Source organism: Acinetobacter sp. GFQ9D191M, from assembly GCF_011174875.1.
Taxonomy (GTDB): Bacteria; Pseudomonadota; Gammaproteobacteria; order Pseudomonadales; family Moraxellaceae; genus Acinetobacter.
In genome coordinates, this window is the sequence record NZ_JAALGV010000074.1 from 33,415 (window position 1) to 48,695 (window position 15,281).

Genomic DNA, 15,281 nt, shown 5'->3' on the forward strand with positions numbered 1-15,281 from the left:
GCTTATGGAAGCTGATTTTCGTCTTCAAATTCTGGTTTCACCTGAACAATAAAGTCCTGGCGATTCAGACCGCGCCACAGGGCAAAGGCTGTACCGATATAGATCGAAGAATAGGTACCGACAAAGACACCCACAAACATCGCAATCGAGAACCATTTCAGACCAGCACCGCCCATGATCATCATGGCCACTACAACCAGTAATAAAGTCATAGAAGTATGAATGGTACGGCGTAAGGTTTCAGTCAAGGCAATATTGATAATTTCAACAGGTTCGGCACCCCGGATCTTACGGAAGTTCTCACGGATACGGTCAGAGACCACGATATTATCGTTAAGTGAGAAACCGATGATCGCCAGTAGTGCAGCCAGAACCGTAAGGTCAAATGGCCATTGCATCATGGCAAAGATACCGATGGTCACCACGATATCGTGGAACAATGACAGTACCGCACCCATCGCCAGTTTGAACTCAAAGCGGATAGTGACATAGACCAGCATCAGCAAGAGGGCAAGAGCAACTGCACCCGCAGAACGCACATACAGCTCATTACCGACCTGTCCACCGACTACATCGACCTTAGGTACCTGAGCCGCATTGCCTGGCAGCTGAACTGCTGCAGTAACGGCTTTGGTAAGGTCTTCTGCTTCAATATCTTCCTGAACCGGCATACGTACCATCAGGTCACGTTCCGAGCCCAGCGTTTGCACGACAGCATCATCAAAGCCAGCTTTGCTGAGTGCCTGAGTTACATCATCAGGTTTTACCGGATTGGTATAGTTCAGCTCTGCTGAGACACCACCAGTAAAGTCCAGACCGAGGTTCAAGCCTTTGGTCGCAATAAAGAAGATGCTGGCAACCGTCAGGATGATAGAGAACACTGCCGCAGGCAATGCAATCTTCATAAACGGAATGATACGTTCGTCTTCAGGGCGACCGTACTGTTTTTGATTCAGTTGAGTATTTTCAGTCATCATCGATCTCCTAAATGCTCAACTTTTTCAAGTTACGTTTTTTGCCATAGATGATCTGTACGATCGCACGGGTTACGGTAATCGCCGTAAACATCGAGCAGACAATACCAATCATCAGGGTTACAGCAAAGCCTTTGATTGGACCAGTACCAATTGCGAACAGAATGAACGCGACTAGGAAGGTAGTTAAGTTCGAGTCGAAAATGGTGTTATAGGCTCGATCATAACCGGCCACAATTGCCTGTTTCGGCGAGGCGCCCCATTTCATTTCTTCCCGTATCCGCTCACAGATCAGTACGTTGGCATCGACCGCCATACCGATGGTAATCACGATACCCGCGATACCCGGCAGGGTGAGGGAAGCGCCAATCCACGACATCACTGTCAGAATCATCGCCAGGTTAACGACCAGCGCAAAGTTGGCAATTACACCAAACAGACGGAAGAATACGACCATCCAGATCGCTACTAGAATGAAGCCGATTTGGGTAGAGAGTACGCCTTTATCAATATTTTCCTGACCCAGACTTGGACCAATCACACGTTCTTCAACGAAGTACATTGGCGCAGCCAACGCACCTGCACGCAGCATCAAGGCAAGTTCAGCAGCTTCTTGCGGTGAGTCCAGACCGGTAATACGGAATTGAGAACCCAATACTGCCTGAATGGTAGCAGCGTTAATCACCACAGATTCGGTATATGGTGTACGCACTTCAGTTTGTGCACCTGTTGCCGGGTCTTCTACGTAGCTGATCTTTTGCTTGTTCTCAATGAACAGTACCGCCATACGTTTGCCTACGGCATTACGTGTGGCATCTGCCATCAATTTACCGCCAGCGCTGTCCAAAGTAATATTAACTTCAGCACCACCAGTATCCTGACTAAAGCCAGAAGATGCATTTTGTACACGTTCACCGGTCAAAATACGGTTACGGTTTAGCAATAACTGACGACCACTGTCCAGAGATTCATAAGCAAATGCCTGAGTTCCTGCTGGAGCTGTACCACTTAATTGGCCAGTATAAGGATCGATGTATTGATCATTCAGATCAGACACCAGACGGAATTCCAGGTTCGCCGTACGACCCAAGACACGTTTTGCTTCTGCGGTATCCTGTACACCCGGAAGTTCAACCACAATACGGTTGCTACCTTGGGTTTGTACCAGCGCTTCAGCCACACCTAACTCGTTAATACGGTTACGTAAAGTAGTTAAGTTCTGGTTCACCGCATAAGATTCGATTTCCTGCTTACGCGTATCGGTATAGTTGAGGCGTAAAGTCGAACCGGTTTCAGTCGCCACTGCCTGCTGATTGAATTCATTGCCATTACGGCGCAAGAAATCCATGACAGCAGCACGATCATCATTATTGGCAAACTGCACAACAATGGTGTTATTGCTTAAATTCAGGCTATTGAATTTCAGGTTGTTATCACGCAGCTGACGACGCAGGTCAGTTGCAGAGGTGTCCATACGCTGTGCAATCGCCTTGTCCATATCCACTTCTAATAGGAAGTGAACACCACCACGTAAGTCCAGACCCAGTTTCATTGGTTTGGCGCCAATTTTCTGTAGCCATTCTGGGGTGGTTGGAGCAAGGTTAAGTGCTACGACGTATTCATCACCTAAACCACGGCGTAAAGCTTCTTTGGCTTTCAGCTGTGCTTCACTTGAATTTACACGTAATAAAGCAGCGTTATTACTAAAGCTATTGTCGTGAGTTGCAATATTTTCAGTTGTTAAAATCTGCTCTGCTTTTTGTACGATGCCTGCGTCAATCTGAGTACCGGCTTTGGCACCCGAAATCTGTACAGCAGGTTCATCTGGATACAAACTTGGCAGGGCATATAAAGTACTGACCACCAGGACAACCAGGATCAGCACATATTTCCATGCTGGGTAACGCATTCGTTTTCTTCTTAAAATGAAAAAGTCGTGCGGGGAGCACGACTAATTTTGATTAAATGTTATTTAAAGTGCCTTCAGGCAGAACTGAGATCACACTCGCGCGTTGAACTTTGACTTCTACACCGCGGCTCAACTCAACGACTGCGAAATCACCTTCAATTTTAGTGATTTTGCCCATTAAGCCGCCTGCAAAAACGACTTCGCTGCCTACGCCAAGGCTGTCAACCAGAGCACGGTGCTCTTTGGCACGTTTTGATTGAGGGCGCCAGATCAAGAAATAGAAGATTGCAACAAAAACCGCAATCATCAAAAGGTTAGCCATCAAGCTTGGTTGTTGTGCAGCTTCACCTGCAGCGTGAGCAGTCGAAATAAATAGGCTCATTTCATTTTCCTAAAATAAAAAACTAGTGATCAACTTGATAATAAATTGACATATTCTTGCAATTTACCCTGTCTTTTTCCTCAGCGCAAATGCTGAAAGATTAATCTTGTGGACAAGGTGGAACTTCCAGGCCACGACGAGCGTAAAAGTCCTGAACAAATTCATCAAAAGTTCCGTTATCCAGCGCATTGCGGATATCTTCGGTAAAACGCTGGTAATAACGCAGGTTATGGATGGTGCCGAGCATAGAACCCAGCATTTCTCCACATTTCTCTAAATGGAACAGATAAGCGCGGGTAAAGTTCTGACAGGTATAACAATCGCAATGTGGATCAAGTGGGCTTTGATCATGACGGTATTGGCTATTACGGATACGCACTAGACCATCGGTCACGAAATAATGACCATTACGTGCATTTCGGGTTGGCATGACGCAGTCGAACATGTCTACACCACGGCGGATACCTTCAACAATATCTTCCGGTTTGCCGACACCCATCAGGTAACGCGGTTTATTTTCCGGCATTTTGTTCGGAAGATAATCCAGTACCTTGATCATTTCTTCTTTCGGTTCACCGACAGACAGACCGCCAATCGCATAGCCGTCGAAGTCAATCTCAAGCAGGCCTTTTAAGGATTCATCGCGCAGGTCTTCATACATCCCGCCCTGAATAATCCCGAACAGGGCATTTTTATTGTTGAGTTCATCATGATGATGTTTCTTGCAGCGCTCAGCCCAGCGTAAAGACAGCTGCAAAGATTTCTGCGCTTCTTCATGTGTTGCAGGATAAGGCGTACATTCATCAAAAATCATCACGATATCGGAGTTCAGCGTATGCTGAATTTCCATCGAAATTTCAGGTGAAAGGAAAACTTTTGAACCATCGATCGGGGAGCGGAAGGTCACGCCTTTTTCTTCAATCTTGCGCATTGCACCCAGACTGAAGACTTGGAAGCCGCCTGAGTCAGTCAGAATCGGTTTATCCCATTTCATGAAACCGTGCAGGCCACCATGCTGCTTGATGACTTCAAGGCCCGGACGCAGGTATAAGTGGAAAGTATTACCGAGGATAATCTGTGCTTTAATACCTTCAACATCACGTGGCAACATGCCTTTAACCGTGCCATAAGTACCAACTGGCATAAAGACGGGTGTCTCTACTACGCCATGTTCAAGCGTTAAACGACCACGACGGGCACGACCCGACTGACCTAATTTTTCAAACTTCATAAGAGTTCCAAATCAAGGCGAAAAAACAGTTCGCTGATTACTAATGCGAATTAAAGGGCGCTATTTTCCTTGATTCTGACCTTAAACGCCAGCATTGTAGAGAATTCACTCTGTAATTTTATTTATCGATGAATAAAGGAAAGATCAAGTGAAAGAGGTGAGTTTGCAGAAAACTGCTGTAAACGCTGCATGATTTCTTCCCGGCTCAAGGCACAGCTGCCGTCAGGTTCAGCCATAGCAGCAATATGCTGGATCAGTTTCTGGATATAGATATTGCTGTCGACAAAATAAGATTCCAGCGTTAGTAAATAGGCATCCTGCGCCACTTGCAAATAGTCATAAGGTTCCATAGCCAGCATTTGTTCCAGATCAATCAGAATATCCTTATCACTTTGTGAGAGTTTTAAACGTTTATTGACTCTCGGTTGAGACAGGGTCTGTCTGAAAGCTAAAAAGTCCTGCAATAAGCGACTGTCGGAATTGAGTTCAAGTGCAGATTGGCATTCACATTCGGGTTGGATCGGAACGCTGAGGAAAAAAATAATCGAATCTAGATCCAGACCATAAGCTTCAGATAATTTGCGTTTGGCTTGTTTAAAAGTTTCTAGCAATAAATCCAAGTGAGTAGCAGGAAGCTGTTTTTGTTGAGCTAAGACAGGATGGCCAAAACTATGCTGGGTTTTAAAATACTCTGCCAGCAAAGTTTTAAAAGGCATGAGTTCAGATTGTGAGGAGCTTTGGCTTTTATAGCGCCATTTTCGTACATTCCAGCGATCCTGTTCGGCCAGATATTGCTGTGGATCTTCAGGGTCTTGAAAAATGCTACGCTCTGTGGAAATCGCCAGATCATCCAGCAGCAAAAATTCATCAAAGACCAGACTACAGGCATAGATTTCATCATCCTGATAGCGGTCATACAGCTGATAGAATTCCTTGACCAGCGTCTGTTGCAAGTGTTCTAAATAATCCAGCATGATTTTTTATTCTTTTTATTGGGTTTTTATAAGTGTATTGCTTTATCTCTCGCTATTGCATCATAAGCCAATGTATTGCAAATCAAAAACTATAAAATGTAATGATTTTTCTCAGTGAAAGTTCGGACGATAGTCAAAGTTTTGAGTCACGGTCTGGTCACGGAAAGGGCGTACTGCTTTCTTTCTGAGAAACATGTTATTGATAATATTGTGCGGGAAAATCTGAATCTGGTTATTGAAGAGTTCGACATTGCGGTTGTAGATGGTAATTGCAGCGCCGACATTTTCATTCTGTTCTTCAATTTCATTCATCATTTTCAGATAAATGTCATTAGCTTTCAGTTCAGGGTAGTTTTCAATCACCGCATTCAGGCTGCGCATCAGTTCTTTATTCAGGTTTTCAACCCGTTGTAACTGGGCAATATCGGCATCCTGAATATTCAGGCTCATAATGTTCTGGCGCAGTTCAGTGACTTTCTCTAAAGTTCCTTTTTCAAAACTGGAATATTGCTCAACCAGAGGTTGCAGACCATCCAGGATTTTTAGTTTTTGCCGTTCATAACTGGCGACATCGGACCATGCACGAATAGTGGAGTTATGATGGCGCACAATGCTGTTACGAATCATGATAATGGCAATAATGACCAGAAGCGGGATAATGACAAAAACGAAAAATCCCATAAAAGTAATCCCCAGAAAAAAATAATTATTTTAAAAATTGTGTCAGATCAGTATGTAACTTTTCCAACTCTATTAATTTAAACGTTCTGAGATGGCCACGCAATGTGGAAATATCGGTAATTTTATGGTGTTTACTGGATACCTGAAATAAATCATGTGGTCCCAGATAGCAGAGCATATGGCTTTCTGGATGAAACAGTAAATCGCCCTGACGCTGCTCAAAAAAGTCCGCCAGTCGAAGTACAAAACCAGGCGTGAGCAGTTTCGCCATTTGCATCGGATCGCTGCCAAAGAAATTTAATTTCTGGTTGGTGCGAATGTCGCTGCTGTGCCAAGGATAAGCATAAGGATAATGAAATTTCTTTCTGGAGGTAGTCACGGCTAGCCCCTGAATCTGAACATCAAAAACAAATACCCCCCAAAGGTCTTTATGTACCTGGGTCAGTTTGACCGGTTGACCTTCCTTATTGCGTACCTGAACTTCATGCACATAATGATATTGAAAGACTAGAACCTGATGTTGTTGACCATCTTCATCTTCCCAGACAGTGCTGGCATAGCGTGAAATTTCATTACTCAGAGAGCCTTGATTAAATACCGGGAACAGACGTTTTAAATGGCTAATAAAATGTAGGGGATTGAGCAGAATTGAAATATGTTGTGGCTGCTTCTGAAAAGCCAGCTGGTATTTTTTGGCGAGCGCCTCATCTTCCAGATAGCGGATAACTTCATCCAGTGGCTTTCGATGTTCATAGCTGATATAAGCCCAGAACAATACTAGACAGCCGAAGAAGACACCGCTTTGCATCCAGATATTGGCAGGTGCTACAAAAATGCAGCCAATCAGAAAGAGTCCGATTCCGGCCAGAGCAAGCGGTAAATTATTTTCAAATTTTAAGCTAATTGGGCCGTTCCATGGATGCAAGCCATCCAATAATTCCTGATGGCTTTTGGCCTGACGACCCAGATCCCAGAGCCGGGCGATGTTGCGAAACACCACTGCATTTTTCTTGCGTCGAATATGAATGGAGTGCTGCACAGACTCGATCGGCATCGGGAGGGTTCCTGCTGATTATTGCGCTTGATCAATTAGCATGGCATCGCCATAACTGAAGAAGCGGTATTTGCTTTCAACCGCATGTTTGTAAGCATTCAGGATGTTTTCGCGATTAGATAGAGCTGAAACCAGCATGAGCAGAGTAGATTCTGGTAAATGGAAGTTGGTGATCAATCGATCCACCACTTTGAACTCATAACCCGGATAGATGAAGATTTGAGTATCACCGGTCCAGCCTTTTAGTTCACCACTATTGGCCTGAGCCGCACTTTCGGTCGCACGGGTTGCGGTCGTACCCACAGCAATGACTTTATTACCGCGTGCTTTGGTGGCCTTGATCAGCTCCATGGATTCATCCGACACCTGACACCATTCGCTGTGCATGATATGGTTTTCGATATCATTGGTACGAACTGGCAGGAAAGTACCTGCACCGACATGCAAGGTCACAAAGGTTTTCTGAATGCCTTTTTCTTCCAGTTTCTTCAGCAATTCTTCATCGAAGTGCAGGGAAGCGGTAGGAGCAGCCACACTGGCCAGTTTTGTCGGATCATTGAAAACGGTTTGATAACGAACCGTATCAATCTCTTCCGCTTCACGGTTGAAATAGGGTGGAATTGGTAGCGCGCCGTATTTGTCTAAAACATCCAGAATCGGCTGAGAAAACTCGACAATAAACAGATTTTCATGACGGCCTTGAACGGTGACTTTGACTTCATCTGGACCAATAAATAATTCTGCACCAGCTTTAGGTGTATTGCTGGCCTTGATATGACAATGCGCAATGAACTGATCCATCATACGCTCAACCAGTACTTCAACTGCACCACCAGAGGCACGTTTACCTTTCAGGCGCGCTTTCATCACTTTGGTATCGTTCAGAACCAGCAAATCGCCTTCATTCAATAAATCCAGAATATCGGTGAACTGGTGATCGTGATATTGGCCATGTGCATCAAGGTGTAACAGGCGGGAAGCACTACGTTGTTCAAGAGGATAGCGAGCAATCAGCTCATCAGGGAGATCGAAACTAAAATCAGAAAGTTGCATGACAATTTACGATAAAAAAACTGCGGCTAGTATAAACTTTTTTCTTTTTTATGGCGGGAATTGCTCGATTATAAAACAAAAAAATAAGAATTGTTTTAAAATTAGGCAAATGTGTTTTTTCTGCGTTGACAAGTTTTTGAAACAGAGTAATATAGCCGTCATCCACTCCCGAGGTGGTGAAATTGGTAGACGCGGCGGACTCAAAATCCGCTGTCAGAGATGACGTGTCGGTTCGAGTCCGACCCTCGGGACCAAGATTCTGAAGAACCCCAAGCATATTAAGTCTTGGGGTTTTTTATTGCCTAAAAATAAGCACGTAGATGTGAATCTCATTGATTGATCGCATTCTGTAGCTTTAATTTAGTAAGGCATCTTTCAGGATAAGAACCTTAATCAGCACTTAAATAAACTAATTGTCTTTATTCTGGATATAAAAAAGCCCCATTCATCAAATTTTTCTTTTTCACTATCAAAAATAAAATTCAGGAGTAGAGCTAGATATTACAGTCTTAATAAATTAAGAAAATTCACCCGTTGAGCGTTCTTTGGCCCAGTCACGCAGGATAAATTTCTGCAATTTCCCGGTTGAAGTTTTTGGAATCTCGGTAATCACTACATCTTTAGGTACTTTAAAACGCGCCAGATGTTGCTTGCAGAATTCGATAATCTCTTCGGCTGTGGCAGTTTGTCCTGCTTTCAGTTCGACAAAGGCACATGGCACTTCCTGCCAGCGTGGATCTGGTTTTGCCACCACGGCTGCCGTAAGAATAGCAGGATGCTGATAGAGCACTTCTTCCACTTCCAGCGATGAAATGTTTTCACCCCCTGAAATAATCACGTCTTTAGAGCGGTCGGTAATTTTCGCATAACCATCAGGTTGGCATACTGCCAGATCGCCAGTATGGAACCAGCCACCGGCAAAGGCTTCTGCAGTTGCTTCCGGATTCTTTAAATAACCTTTCATGACGATATTGCCACGGAACATGATTTCACCCATGGTCTGACCATCATGTGGCACTTCCTGCATGGTGTCAGGATCAAGCACTTTCATGCCATCTTGCAGTGGATATGGTACACCTTGACGAGAATGCAGTTGTGCCTGTTCCTGAATCGACAGGTCTGACCAGCCTGCCTGAGATGCACAGAGCGCAGAGGGGCCATAGGTCTCGGTCAAGCCATAGACGTGAGTCACATTGATGCCGATATTACGCATGCCCTCAATGATTGCAGCAGGAGGCGCAGCACCGGCCACCATTACTTCGACACGATGATCAAACTTGGTCTTTTTCTCTTCAGGGGTATTGATCAGCATCGATAGTACAATTGGTGCACCGCAGAAATAATCCACTTTATGCTCAGCAATGAGTTTAAAGATCAGTTCCGGATCAACCTTGCGTAAGCAGACATTAGTACCGCCATTGGCTGCCATGGTCCAGGCAAAACACCAGCCATTACAGTGGAACAGCGGTAAGGTCCATAAGTAAGTGGCACGCGGCATCATGCCACAGGCAATGATATTACTGGCTGCATTAATATAGGCGCCACGGTGATGGTAAACTACGCCTTTCGGGTTGCCTGTGGTTCCAGAAGTGTAGTTCAGGCTAATCGCATTCCATTCATCATCCGGTAAATGCCATTCAAAATTGGCATCGCCTTGAGCCAGCCAGTCTTCATATTCAATTTGGCCGATACGGGTGTCTTCACCCTCAAACTCCTCATCAGCCACGTCAATCACATAAATGTTCTGCTGTGGAACCAATGCCAACGCTTCTGTTGCAACTGCAGAAAATTCTGGATCGACCAGCAGTACTTTGGTTTCAGCATGTTCCAGCATGAACGCCAATGTCTTGGCATCCAGACGGGTATTTAAGGTATTCAGGACCGCACCTGCCATTGGCACAGCAAAATGTGCTTCGATCATCGCAGGTACGTTTGGCAGTAAAACTGAAACAGTATCATTTTTACCGATGCCTAAATTCTGGAGCTGGTGGGCAAACTGACGGCAACGATTGTATTTTTCACGCCAAGTAATACGACGCTTACCATGAATGATCGCGTTTTGATTCGGGTAGATATAAGCCGCGCGATCGAGATAGCGTAAAGGTGACAGCGCTACAAAATTGGCAGGGGTGCGCGGTAATTCATCGTATGCCTTAACCATTGTAAAACTCCGTTCTATATTTATTTTTCATATCCTGTTAAAAAAGATATGCAATTCTTGGAAGTCTTGCAGTTATGCTTTAGTCGAGTGCGAATGTATAATTTTAAAAATTTAAATAATTGAATATTAATAAAATTATTTTTAAGCACCGATTTTTTTGAACCTATGGGTTCCCATATTTGCCTTTTTAGGTATTTTACTCTAAATGGGTGTTAAAAATAGCCTCAGCCAAGGAATAATAATGAAAATACAACAGGCGGATGCAACATGGCGCAACTGGTCAGGAAGCCAGTACAGTTCTCCTCAAATTTTTGAGCCTAAAGAAATTAATGAATTGCAAAATCTGGTGAAGTCACATGCGCAGATTCGTGTGGTGGGTGCAGGACATTCATTCAGTGCACTAGCTAAAACCGATGAGGTCTTGATTCGTCTGGATCATTTCAAAGGCGTGATAGATGCAAATGAAGCGACAGCTCAATGTACTGTACAGGCAGGTACGCGTTTATATGAGTTGGGTAAATATCTAGTTCCTCTTAATCAGGCTTTGATCAACCAAGGCGATATTGATCAGCAAAGTCTGGCGGGTGCAATCTCGACCGGTACGCATGGCACGGGAATTGATTTACCGTGTTTATCTGCTTTCGTTCAAGGCTTTGAATTACTGACTGCAGATGGCGAATTATTGCAATGTGATGTACGACAAAATACAGAAATTTTTCAGGCAGGGCGGGTAGCACTGGGCAGTCTCGGAATACTCACCAAAATCACCCTGCAAAATCGGCCGCGTTATAAATTAAAAGAACAGATCCGGTTGTGTCCGTTAAAAGACATATTTTCCAATATCGATCAATGGAAACATCAGTATCGGCATATTGAGTTTTGGGCTTTTCTGCATGCTGATCAGGTCATGTTGAAAACACTAGATGAAACTGATGACCGCATTCAGCCGAGAAAAGAAAGCTGGCCATCAGAAGATAGTTTATTGACGTTATGCTCAGAATTGACACGGTTATTGCCGTCTACCAATCCTTATCTGCAAAAGCTGCTCGGTGTTTTTGTCAAACCCACCTGTTTTGTGGATTGGTCCAGTCAGATTTTCCCCACACCGCGTAATACCCGATTTAATGAAATGGAATACCAGATTCCGGTCGAACTAGGCTTGCAGTGTCTGGAAGAAGTGCTGCATTGTTTAAGGCAGCATCGTGTGCCGATGTTCTTTCCGATCGAGTTTCGTTATGTCAAAGCGGATGATATCTGGCTTAGTCCGTTCTATCAGCGGGATTCAGTTTCAATTTCTATCCATCAGTTTTATAAGCAGGATTATCATGTCATTTTTAATCTAATTGAACCGATTTTTCAGAAATATCAGGGGCGACCGCATTGGGGCAAATTACATAGCATGCATGCTGCATCACTGCGCGATTTATATCCAAAATGGCCTGAATTTATAGCGCTACGTCAGCAGCTGGATCCGCGGCAAGAATGGCTGAATCCCTACTTGAAACAACTGTTTCTGGCTAAGTAGCAGGAGTAGAAGATGCGATCAACTTATTTTCAGCAACTGACTCAAGACCTAAAACAGCAGGGTACAGGTACACCACAACTGATTCTGGATTTGGTTCAGTATCAGCATAATCTGGATGTTGTGCAGGCAAAACTACCTCCGCAGTTAAAGCCTCGTCTGGTGGTGAAATCTCTGTCCAGTACTGAGTTGCTTCAATTAGCCAGTGAAAAGCTGAATACCCAGCGTTTTATGGTATTTCATCTGCCACATCTTCGGGAAATTATCGGAGCATTTGAGCAAGCGGACATTCTACTCGGTAAGCCAATGCCGGTTCATGCAGCGCAGCGCTTTTATCAAAGCTGGTTTGGTCAAATGGACTTAAATACTCAAGTAAATATTCAATGGCTGATCGATAGTCAGGCACGTCTGGAGCAGTATCTGCAACTCGCCCAAAGCCTGAATCTTTGCCTGAATGTGAATATTGAAGTTGATGTGGGGCTGCATCGCGGAGGGGTGAACAGTCAGGAACAGTTCGTAGCCCTACTCAAGCTGATTCAGCAGCATCCTTTGTCTCTAAAATTCTCCGGATTAATGGGCTACGATGCGCATGTAGCTAAACTGCCAAAAATTCTTAAAAGTCCTGAAAAAAGTTATCAACAATCACAGCAGATTTATCAAAAATTCAAGATGACGCTGCAACAGCAATTTCCTGATTTATGGCATGAAAATCTTTGTTTTAACGGTGGCGGCAGTCCGACCTTTATGCAGCATTGCCAGCAGAGTATTTGTAATGATCTGGCTTTTGGTTCCATGCTACTTAAACCCAGCGATTTTGATCTAGACAATCTCTCAGCTTTAAAATGTGCCTTGTGGATCGCCACACCAATTTTAAAAGTGCTGCCTTATAGCCAGATTCCCGGACTGGAAATGCTGAATCATCTACCGCATCAACATAAAGCGCTTTTTGTTTATGGTGGCTACTGGCAGGCTGACTATTATTTTCCAGAAAAAAGCCAGCTGCATGTTTTATATGGACGCAGTAGCAATCAGGAAATGGTTCTGGTACCGAAATCTTGCGAACTGAAAGTTGATGATTATGTGTTTTTAAGGCCGACCCAAAGTGAAGCCATCATTCCCCAGTTTTCTCACTTGTATGTCTATGCTGAAAGGCAATTTAAAGCGTGGCAAACCTTTAGAGAATAAATAATTTTTGAACTAATAATGATCTTAACTCATTGCAGCTCAAAAGAACTTTTTGATGATAAATCCTATTTTTATTAGGGAAAAGGTTTAATCATTGGCTCAAGCCGTGTAAAATTCTAGGCGATTTTTTATTTATCCACCGTTTTTATCTTTTGAGGTTCTCCCTCGATCATAATCTCGCGGTGACATGCTCCATGGTACGGGGCATCACTCCTTAAGGATTTCATATGCCAATTATCACTTTGCCAAATGGCGATCAAAAACAGTTTGATCACGCCGTATCTGTGATGGAAGTTGCTCAAAGCATCGGTCCTGGTCTTGCAAAAAATACTGTTGCAGGTCGTGTAAACGATCGTCTAGTGGACGCGTGCGATCTGATTACTGAAGACGCAACCTTACAAATCATCACGCCTAAAGATGAAGAAGGTGTCGAAATTATTCGTCACTCTTGCGCACACTTGGTGGGTCATGCCGTTAAGCAATTGTTCCCAGAAGCAAAGATGGTCATTGGTCCAGTCATTGAAGAAGGTTTCTACTATGACATCTGGATGCCACGTCCATTTACTTTAGATGACATGGCTGCGATTGAAGAGCGTATGAAAAAGCTCATCGATCAGGACTATGATGTCGTGAAAAAAATGACCCCGCGTGATGAAGTGATTGCAGAATTCACAGCACGTGGTGAAGAATACAAATTGCGCCTGATCGCAGACATGCCTGAAGAAACTCAAATGGGCCTGTACTACCATCAGGACTATCTGGATATGTGCCGTGGTCCGCACGTACCAAATACCAAATTCTTAAAATCATTCAAGCTGACTAAAATCTCTGGTGCTTACTGGCGCGGTGATGCGAAGAATGAACAGCTACAACGGATCTATGGTACAGCTTGGGCGGATAAGAAACAGCTCGCAGCTTATATCAAGCGTATTGAAGAAGCTGAAAAACGCGATCACCGTAAAATTGGTAAAGCCTTAGACTTGTTCCATATGCAGGAAGAAGCACCAGGTATGGTGTTCTGGCATCCAAACGGCTGGACCATTTACCAAGTGCTTGAACAATACATGCGTAAAGTTCAGCAAGAAAATGGTTACCTTGAAATCCGTACACCACAAGTGGTGGATTTCACGCTTTGGGAAAAATCAGGTCACGCAGCGAACTATGCTGAAAACATGTTTACGACTCATTCAGAGAACCGTAACTACGCTGTAAAACCGATGAACTGTCCTTGTCACGTGCAAGTGTTCAACCAGGGCTTAAAATCATATCGTGATCTTCCAATCCGTTTAGCGGAGTTTGGTTCATGTCACCGTAACGAGCCATCGGGTTCTTTACACGGCATCATGCGTGTACGTGGTTTTACCCAAGATGATGCGCATATTTTCTGTACTAAAGAACAAATCGGTACTGAAGTTGCAGACTTTATCAAATTGACACTAGACGTATACAAAGATTTTGGCTTTGAAGAAGTACAAATGAAGTTATCTACACGTCCTGAAAAACGTGTGGGTGATGATGCACTTTGGGATATGGCAGAAAAATCTTTGGCAGATGCTTTAGATGCTGCTGGCCTAGATTGGGATTTACAACCAGGTGAAGGTGCATTCTACGGTCCGAAGATCGAATTCTCATTGAAAGACTGCTTAGGCCGAATCTGGCAGTGTGGTACCATTCAATGTGACTTCAACCTTCCAGAACGTCTGGATGCCTCTTATGTTACTGAAGACAACGATCGTGATCAGCCTGTGATGTTGCACCGTGCAATTCTTGGCAGTTTCGAACGTTTTATTGGTATACTGATTGAACACTACGCGGGCTTTATGCCACCTTGGTTATCACCAGTGCAAGCGTGTGTCATGAATATTACTGATGCTCAAGCCGAGGCTTGTGAGTCAGTCGTCGCGAAACTTAAAGAAAACGGAATTCGTGCAATTTCTGACTTGAGAAATGAGAAAATCGGCTTTAAGATTCGTGAACGTACTTTAGAGCGTATTCCTTACTTATTGGTACTTGGGGACCGTGAGGTAGAGGAAGGTACTGTAAATGTCCGTACCCGCTCAGGAAAAAATTTGGGTACTATGTCAATCGATGCTTTCGTTGACTTAGTAAAAGCAGCCGTTGCCGAACGCGGCCGGTACATTGTGGAGTAACAGCG

Annotated in this window: 12 protein-coding genes and 1 tRNA gene; 4 read left to right on the forward strand and 9 right to left on the reverse strand. The window is 44.1% G+C overall.

The window, feature by feature from the left end:
* Positions 1 to 2 precede the first annotated feature (2 nt).
* The 8 genes from secF to queA form a co-directional block, all read right to left on the reverse strand.
* Positions 3 to 977: a protein translocase subunit SecF gene (gene secF / locus G5T77_RS11575; RefSeq protein WP_171064806.1), complete on the reverse strand. Its 975-nt coding sequence runs from the start codon at positions 975 to 977 to the stop codon at positions 3 to 5.
* A 7-nt stretch (positions 978 to 984) separates the two neighbouring features.
* Positions 985 to 2,883, reverse strand: coding sequence for a protein translocase subunit SecD (gene secD / locus G5T77_RS11580; RefSeq protein ID WP_166135677.1), 1,899 nt, complete (start codon positions 2,881 to 2,883; stop codon positions 985 to 987).
* A 52-nt stretch (positions 2,884 to 2,935) separates the two neighbouring features.
* Complete coding sequence (gene yajC / locus G5T77_RS11585; protein ID WP_004783613.1) at positions 2,936 to 3,265, reverse strand: preprotein translocase subunit YajC; 330 nt, start codon at positions 3,263 to 3,265, stop codon at positions 2,936 to 2,938.
* Positions 3,266 to 3,365: 100 nt separating this feature from the next.
* Entirely contained in the window at positions 3,366 to 4,496 is a 1,131-nt protein-coding gene (gene tgt / locus G5T77_RS11590; protein ID WP_004783611.1) for a tRNA guanosine(34) transglycosylase Tgt, read from the reverse strand.
* Between the two features lie 122 nt (positions 4,497 to 4,618).
* Positions 4,619 to 5,470 (reverse strand): DUF4303 domain-containing protein, encoded by an 852-nt coding sequence (locus tag G5T77_RS11595; protein WP_004783609.1) that lies wholly within the window; start codon positions 5,468 to 5,470, stop codon positions 4,619 to 4,621.
* 111 nt (positions 5,471 to 5,581) lie between these two features.
* Positions 5,582 to 6,151, reverse strand: coding sequence for a LemA family protein (locus G5T77_RS11600; protein WP_004783608.1), 570 nt, complete (start codon positions 6,149 to 6,151; stop codon positions 5,582 to 5,584).
* 25 nt (positions 6,152 to 6,176) lie between these two features.
* Complete coding sequence (locus G5T77_RS11605; RefSeq protein ID WP_166135680.1) at positions 6,177 to 7,205, reverse strand: hypothetical protein; 1,029 nt, start codon at positions 7,203 to 7,205, stop codon at positions 6,177 to 6,179.
* An 18-nt stretch (positions 7,206 to 7,223) separates the two neighbouring features.
* Complete coding sequence (gene queA / locus G5T77_RS11610) at positions 7,224 to 8,258, reverse strand: tRNA preQ1(34) S-adenosylmethionine ribosyltransferase-isomerase QueA (RefSeq protein WP_166135683.1); 1,035 nt, start codon at positions 8,256 to 8,258, stop codon at positions 7,224 to 7,226.
* Between the two features lie 167 nt (positions 8,259 to 8,425).
* Here queA and G5T77_RS11615 point away from each other — a divergent pair.
* Positions 8,426 to 8,512: transfer RNA gene (locus tag G5T77_RS11615), tRNA-Leu, on the forward strand.
* A gap of 263 nt (positions 8,513 to 8,775) precedes the next feature.
* On the opposite strand, the gene G5T77_RS11620 is transcribed toward G5T77_RS11615, so the two are convergent.
* Positions 8,776 to 10,419, reverse strand: a complete 1,644-nt coding sequence (locus tag G5T77_RS11620) for an acyl-CoA synthetase (RefSeq protein WP_166135686.1) — start codon at positions 10,417 to 10,419, stop codon at positions 8,776 to 8,778.
* Between the two features lie 241 nt (positions 10,420 to 10,660).
* Between G5T77_RS11620 and G5T77_RS11625 the strand changes: the two genes are divergently transcribed.
* From G5T77_RS11625 to thrS, 3 genes are all read left to right on the forward strand, one after another.
* Entirely contained in the window at positions 10,661 to 11,944 is a 1,284-nt protein-coding gene (locus G5T77_RS11625) for a D-arabinono-1,4-lactone oxidase (RefSeq protein ID WP_166135689.1), read from the forward strand.
* Between the two features lie 12 nt (positions 11,945 to 11,956).
* The gene (locus G5T77_RS11630) at positions 11,957 to 13,126 is read left to right on the forward strand and encodes an alanine racemase (RefSeq protein ID WP_166135692.1); all 1,170 of its coding nucleotides are present in this window, start codon (positions 11,957 to 11,959) and stop codon (positions 13,124 to 13,126) included.
* 227 nt (positions 13,127 to 13,353) lie between these two features.
* On the forward strand, positions 13,354 to 15,276 hold the full coding sequence (thrS, locus tag G5T77_RS11635) for a threonine--tRNA ligase (protein WP_004783592.1): 1,923 nt from the start codon (positions 13,354 to 13,356) through the stop codon (positions 15,274 to 15,276).
* Positions 15,277 to 15,281 lie beyond the last annotated feature (5 nt).

What these genes read in the sequence shown, in the direction of transcription:
- G5T77_RS11630 (WP_166135692.1), top strand. Translation starts at nt 11,957, where the DNA reads ATGCGATCAACTTATTTTCAGCAACTGACTCAAGACCTAAAACAGCAG.
- G5T77_RS11625 (WP_166135689.1), top strand. Translation starts at nt 10,661, where the DNA reads ATGAAAATACAACAGGCGGATGCAACATGGCGCAACTGGTCAGGAAGC.
- yajC (WP_004783613.1), bottom strand. Translation starts at nt 3,265, where the DNA reads ATGAGCCTATTTATTTCGACTGCTCACGCTGCAGGTGAAGCTGCACAA.
- G5T77_RS11595 (WP_004783609.1), bottom strand. Translation starts at nt 5,470, where the DNA reads ATGCTGGATTATTTAGAACACTTGCAACAGACGCTGGTCAAGGAATTC.
- tgt (WP_004783611.1), bottom strand. Translation starts at nt 4,496, where the DNA reads ATGAAGTTTGAAAAATTAGGTCAGTCGGGTCGTGCCCGTCGTGGTCGT.
- G5T77_RS11620 (WP_166135686.1), bottom strand. Translation starts at nt 10,419, where the DNA reads ATGGTTAAGGCATACGATGAATTACCGCGCACCCCTGCCAATTTTGTA.
- G5T77_RS11605 (WP_166135680.1), bottom strand. Translation starts at nt 7,205, where the DNA reads ATGCCGATCGAGTCTGTGCAGCACTCCATTCATATTCGACGCAAGAAA.
- G5T77_RS11600 (WP_004783608.1), bottom strand. Translation starts at nt 6,151, where the DNA reads ATGGGATTTTTCGTTTTTGTCATTATCCCGCTTCTGGTCATTATTGCC.
- secF (WP_171064806.1), bottom strand. Translation starts at nt 977, where the DNA reads ATGATGACTGAAAATACTCAACTGAATCAAAAACAGTACGGTCGCCCT.
- secD (WP_166135677.1), bottom strand. Translation starts at nt 2,883, where the DNA reads ATGCGTTACCCAGCATGGAAATATGTGCTGATCCTGGTTGTCCTGGTG.
- thrS (WP_004783592.1), top strand. Translation starts at nt 13,354, where the DNA reads ATGCCAATTATCACTTTGCCAAATGGCGATCAAAAACAGTTTGATCAC.
- queA (WP_166135683.1), bottom strand. Translation starts at nt 8,258, where the DNA reads ATGCAACTTTCTGATTTTAGTTTCGATCTCCCTGATGAGCTGATTGCT.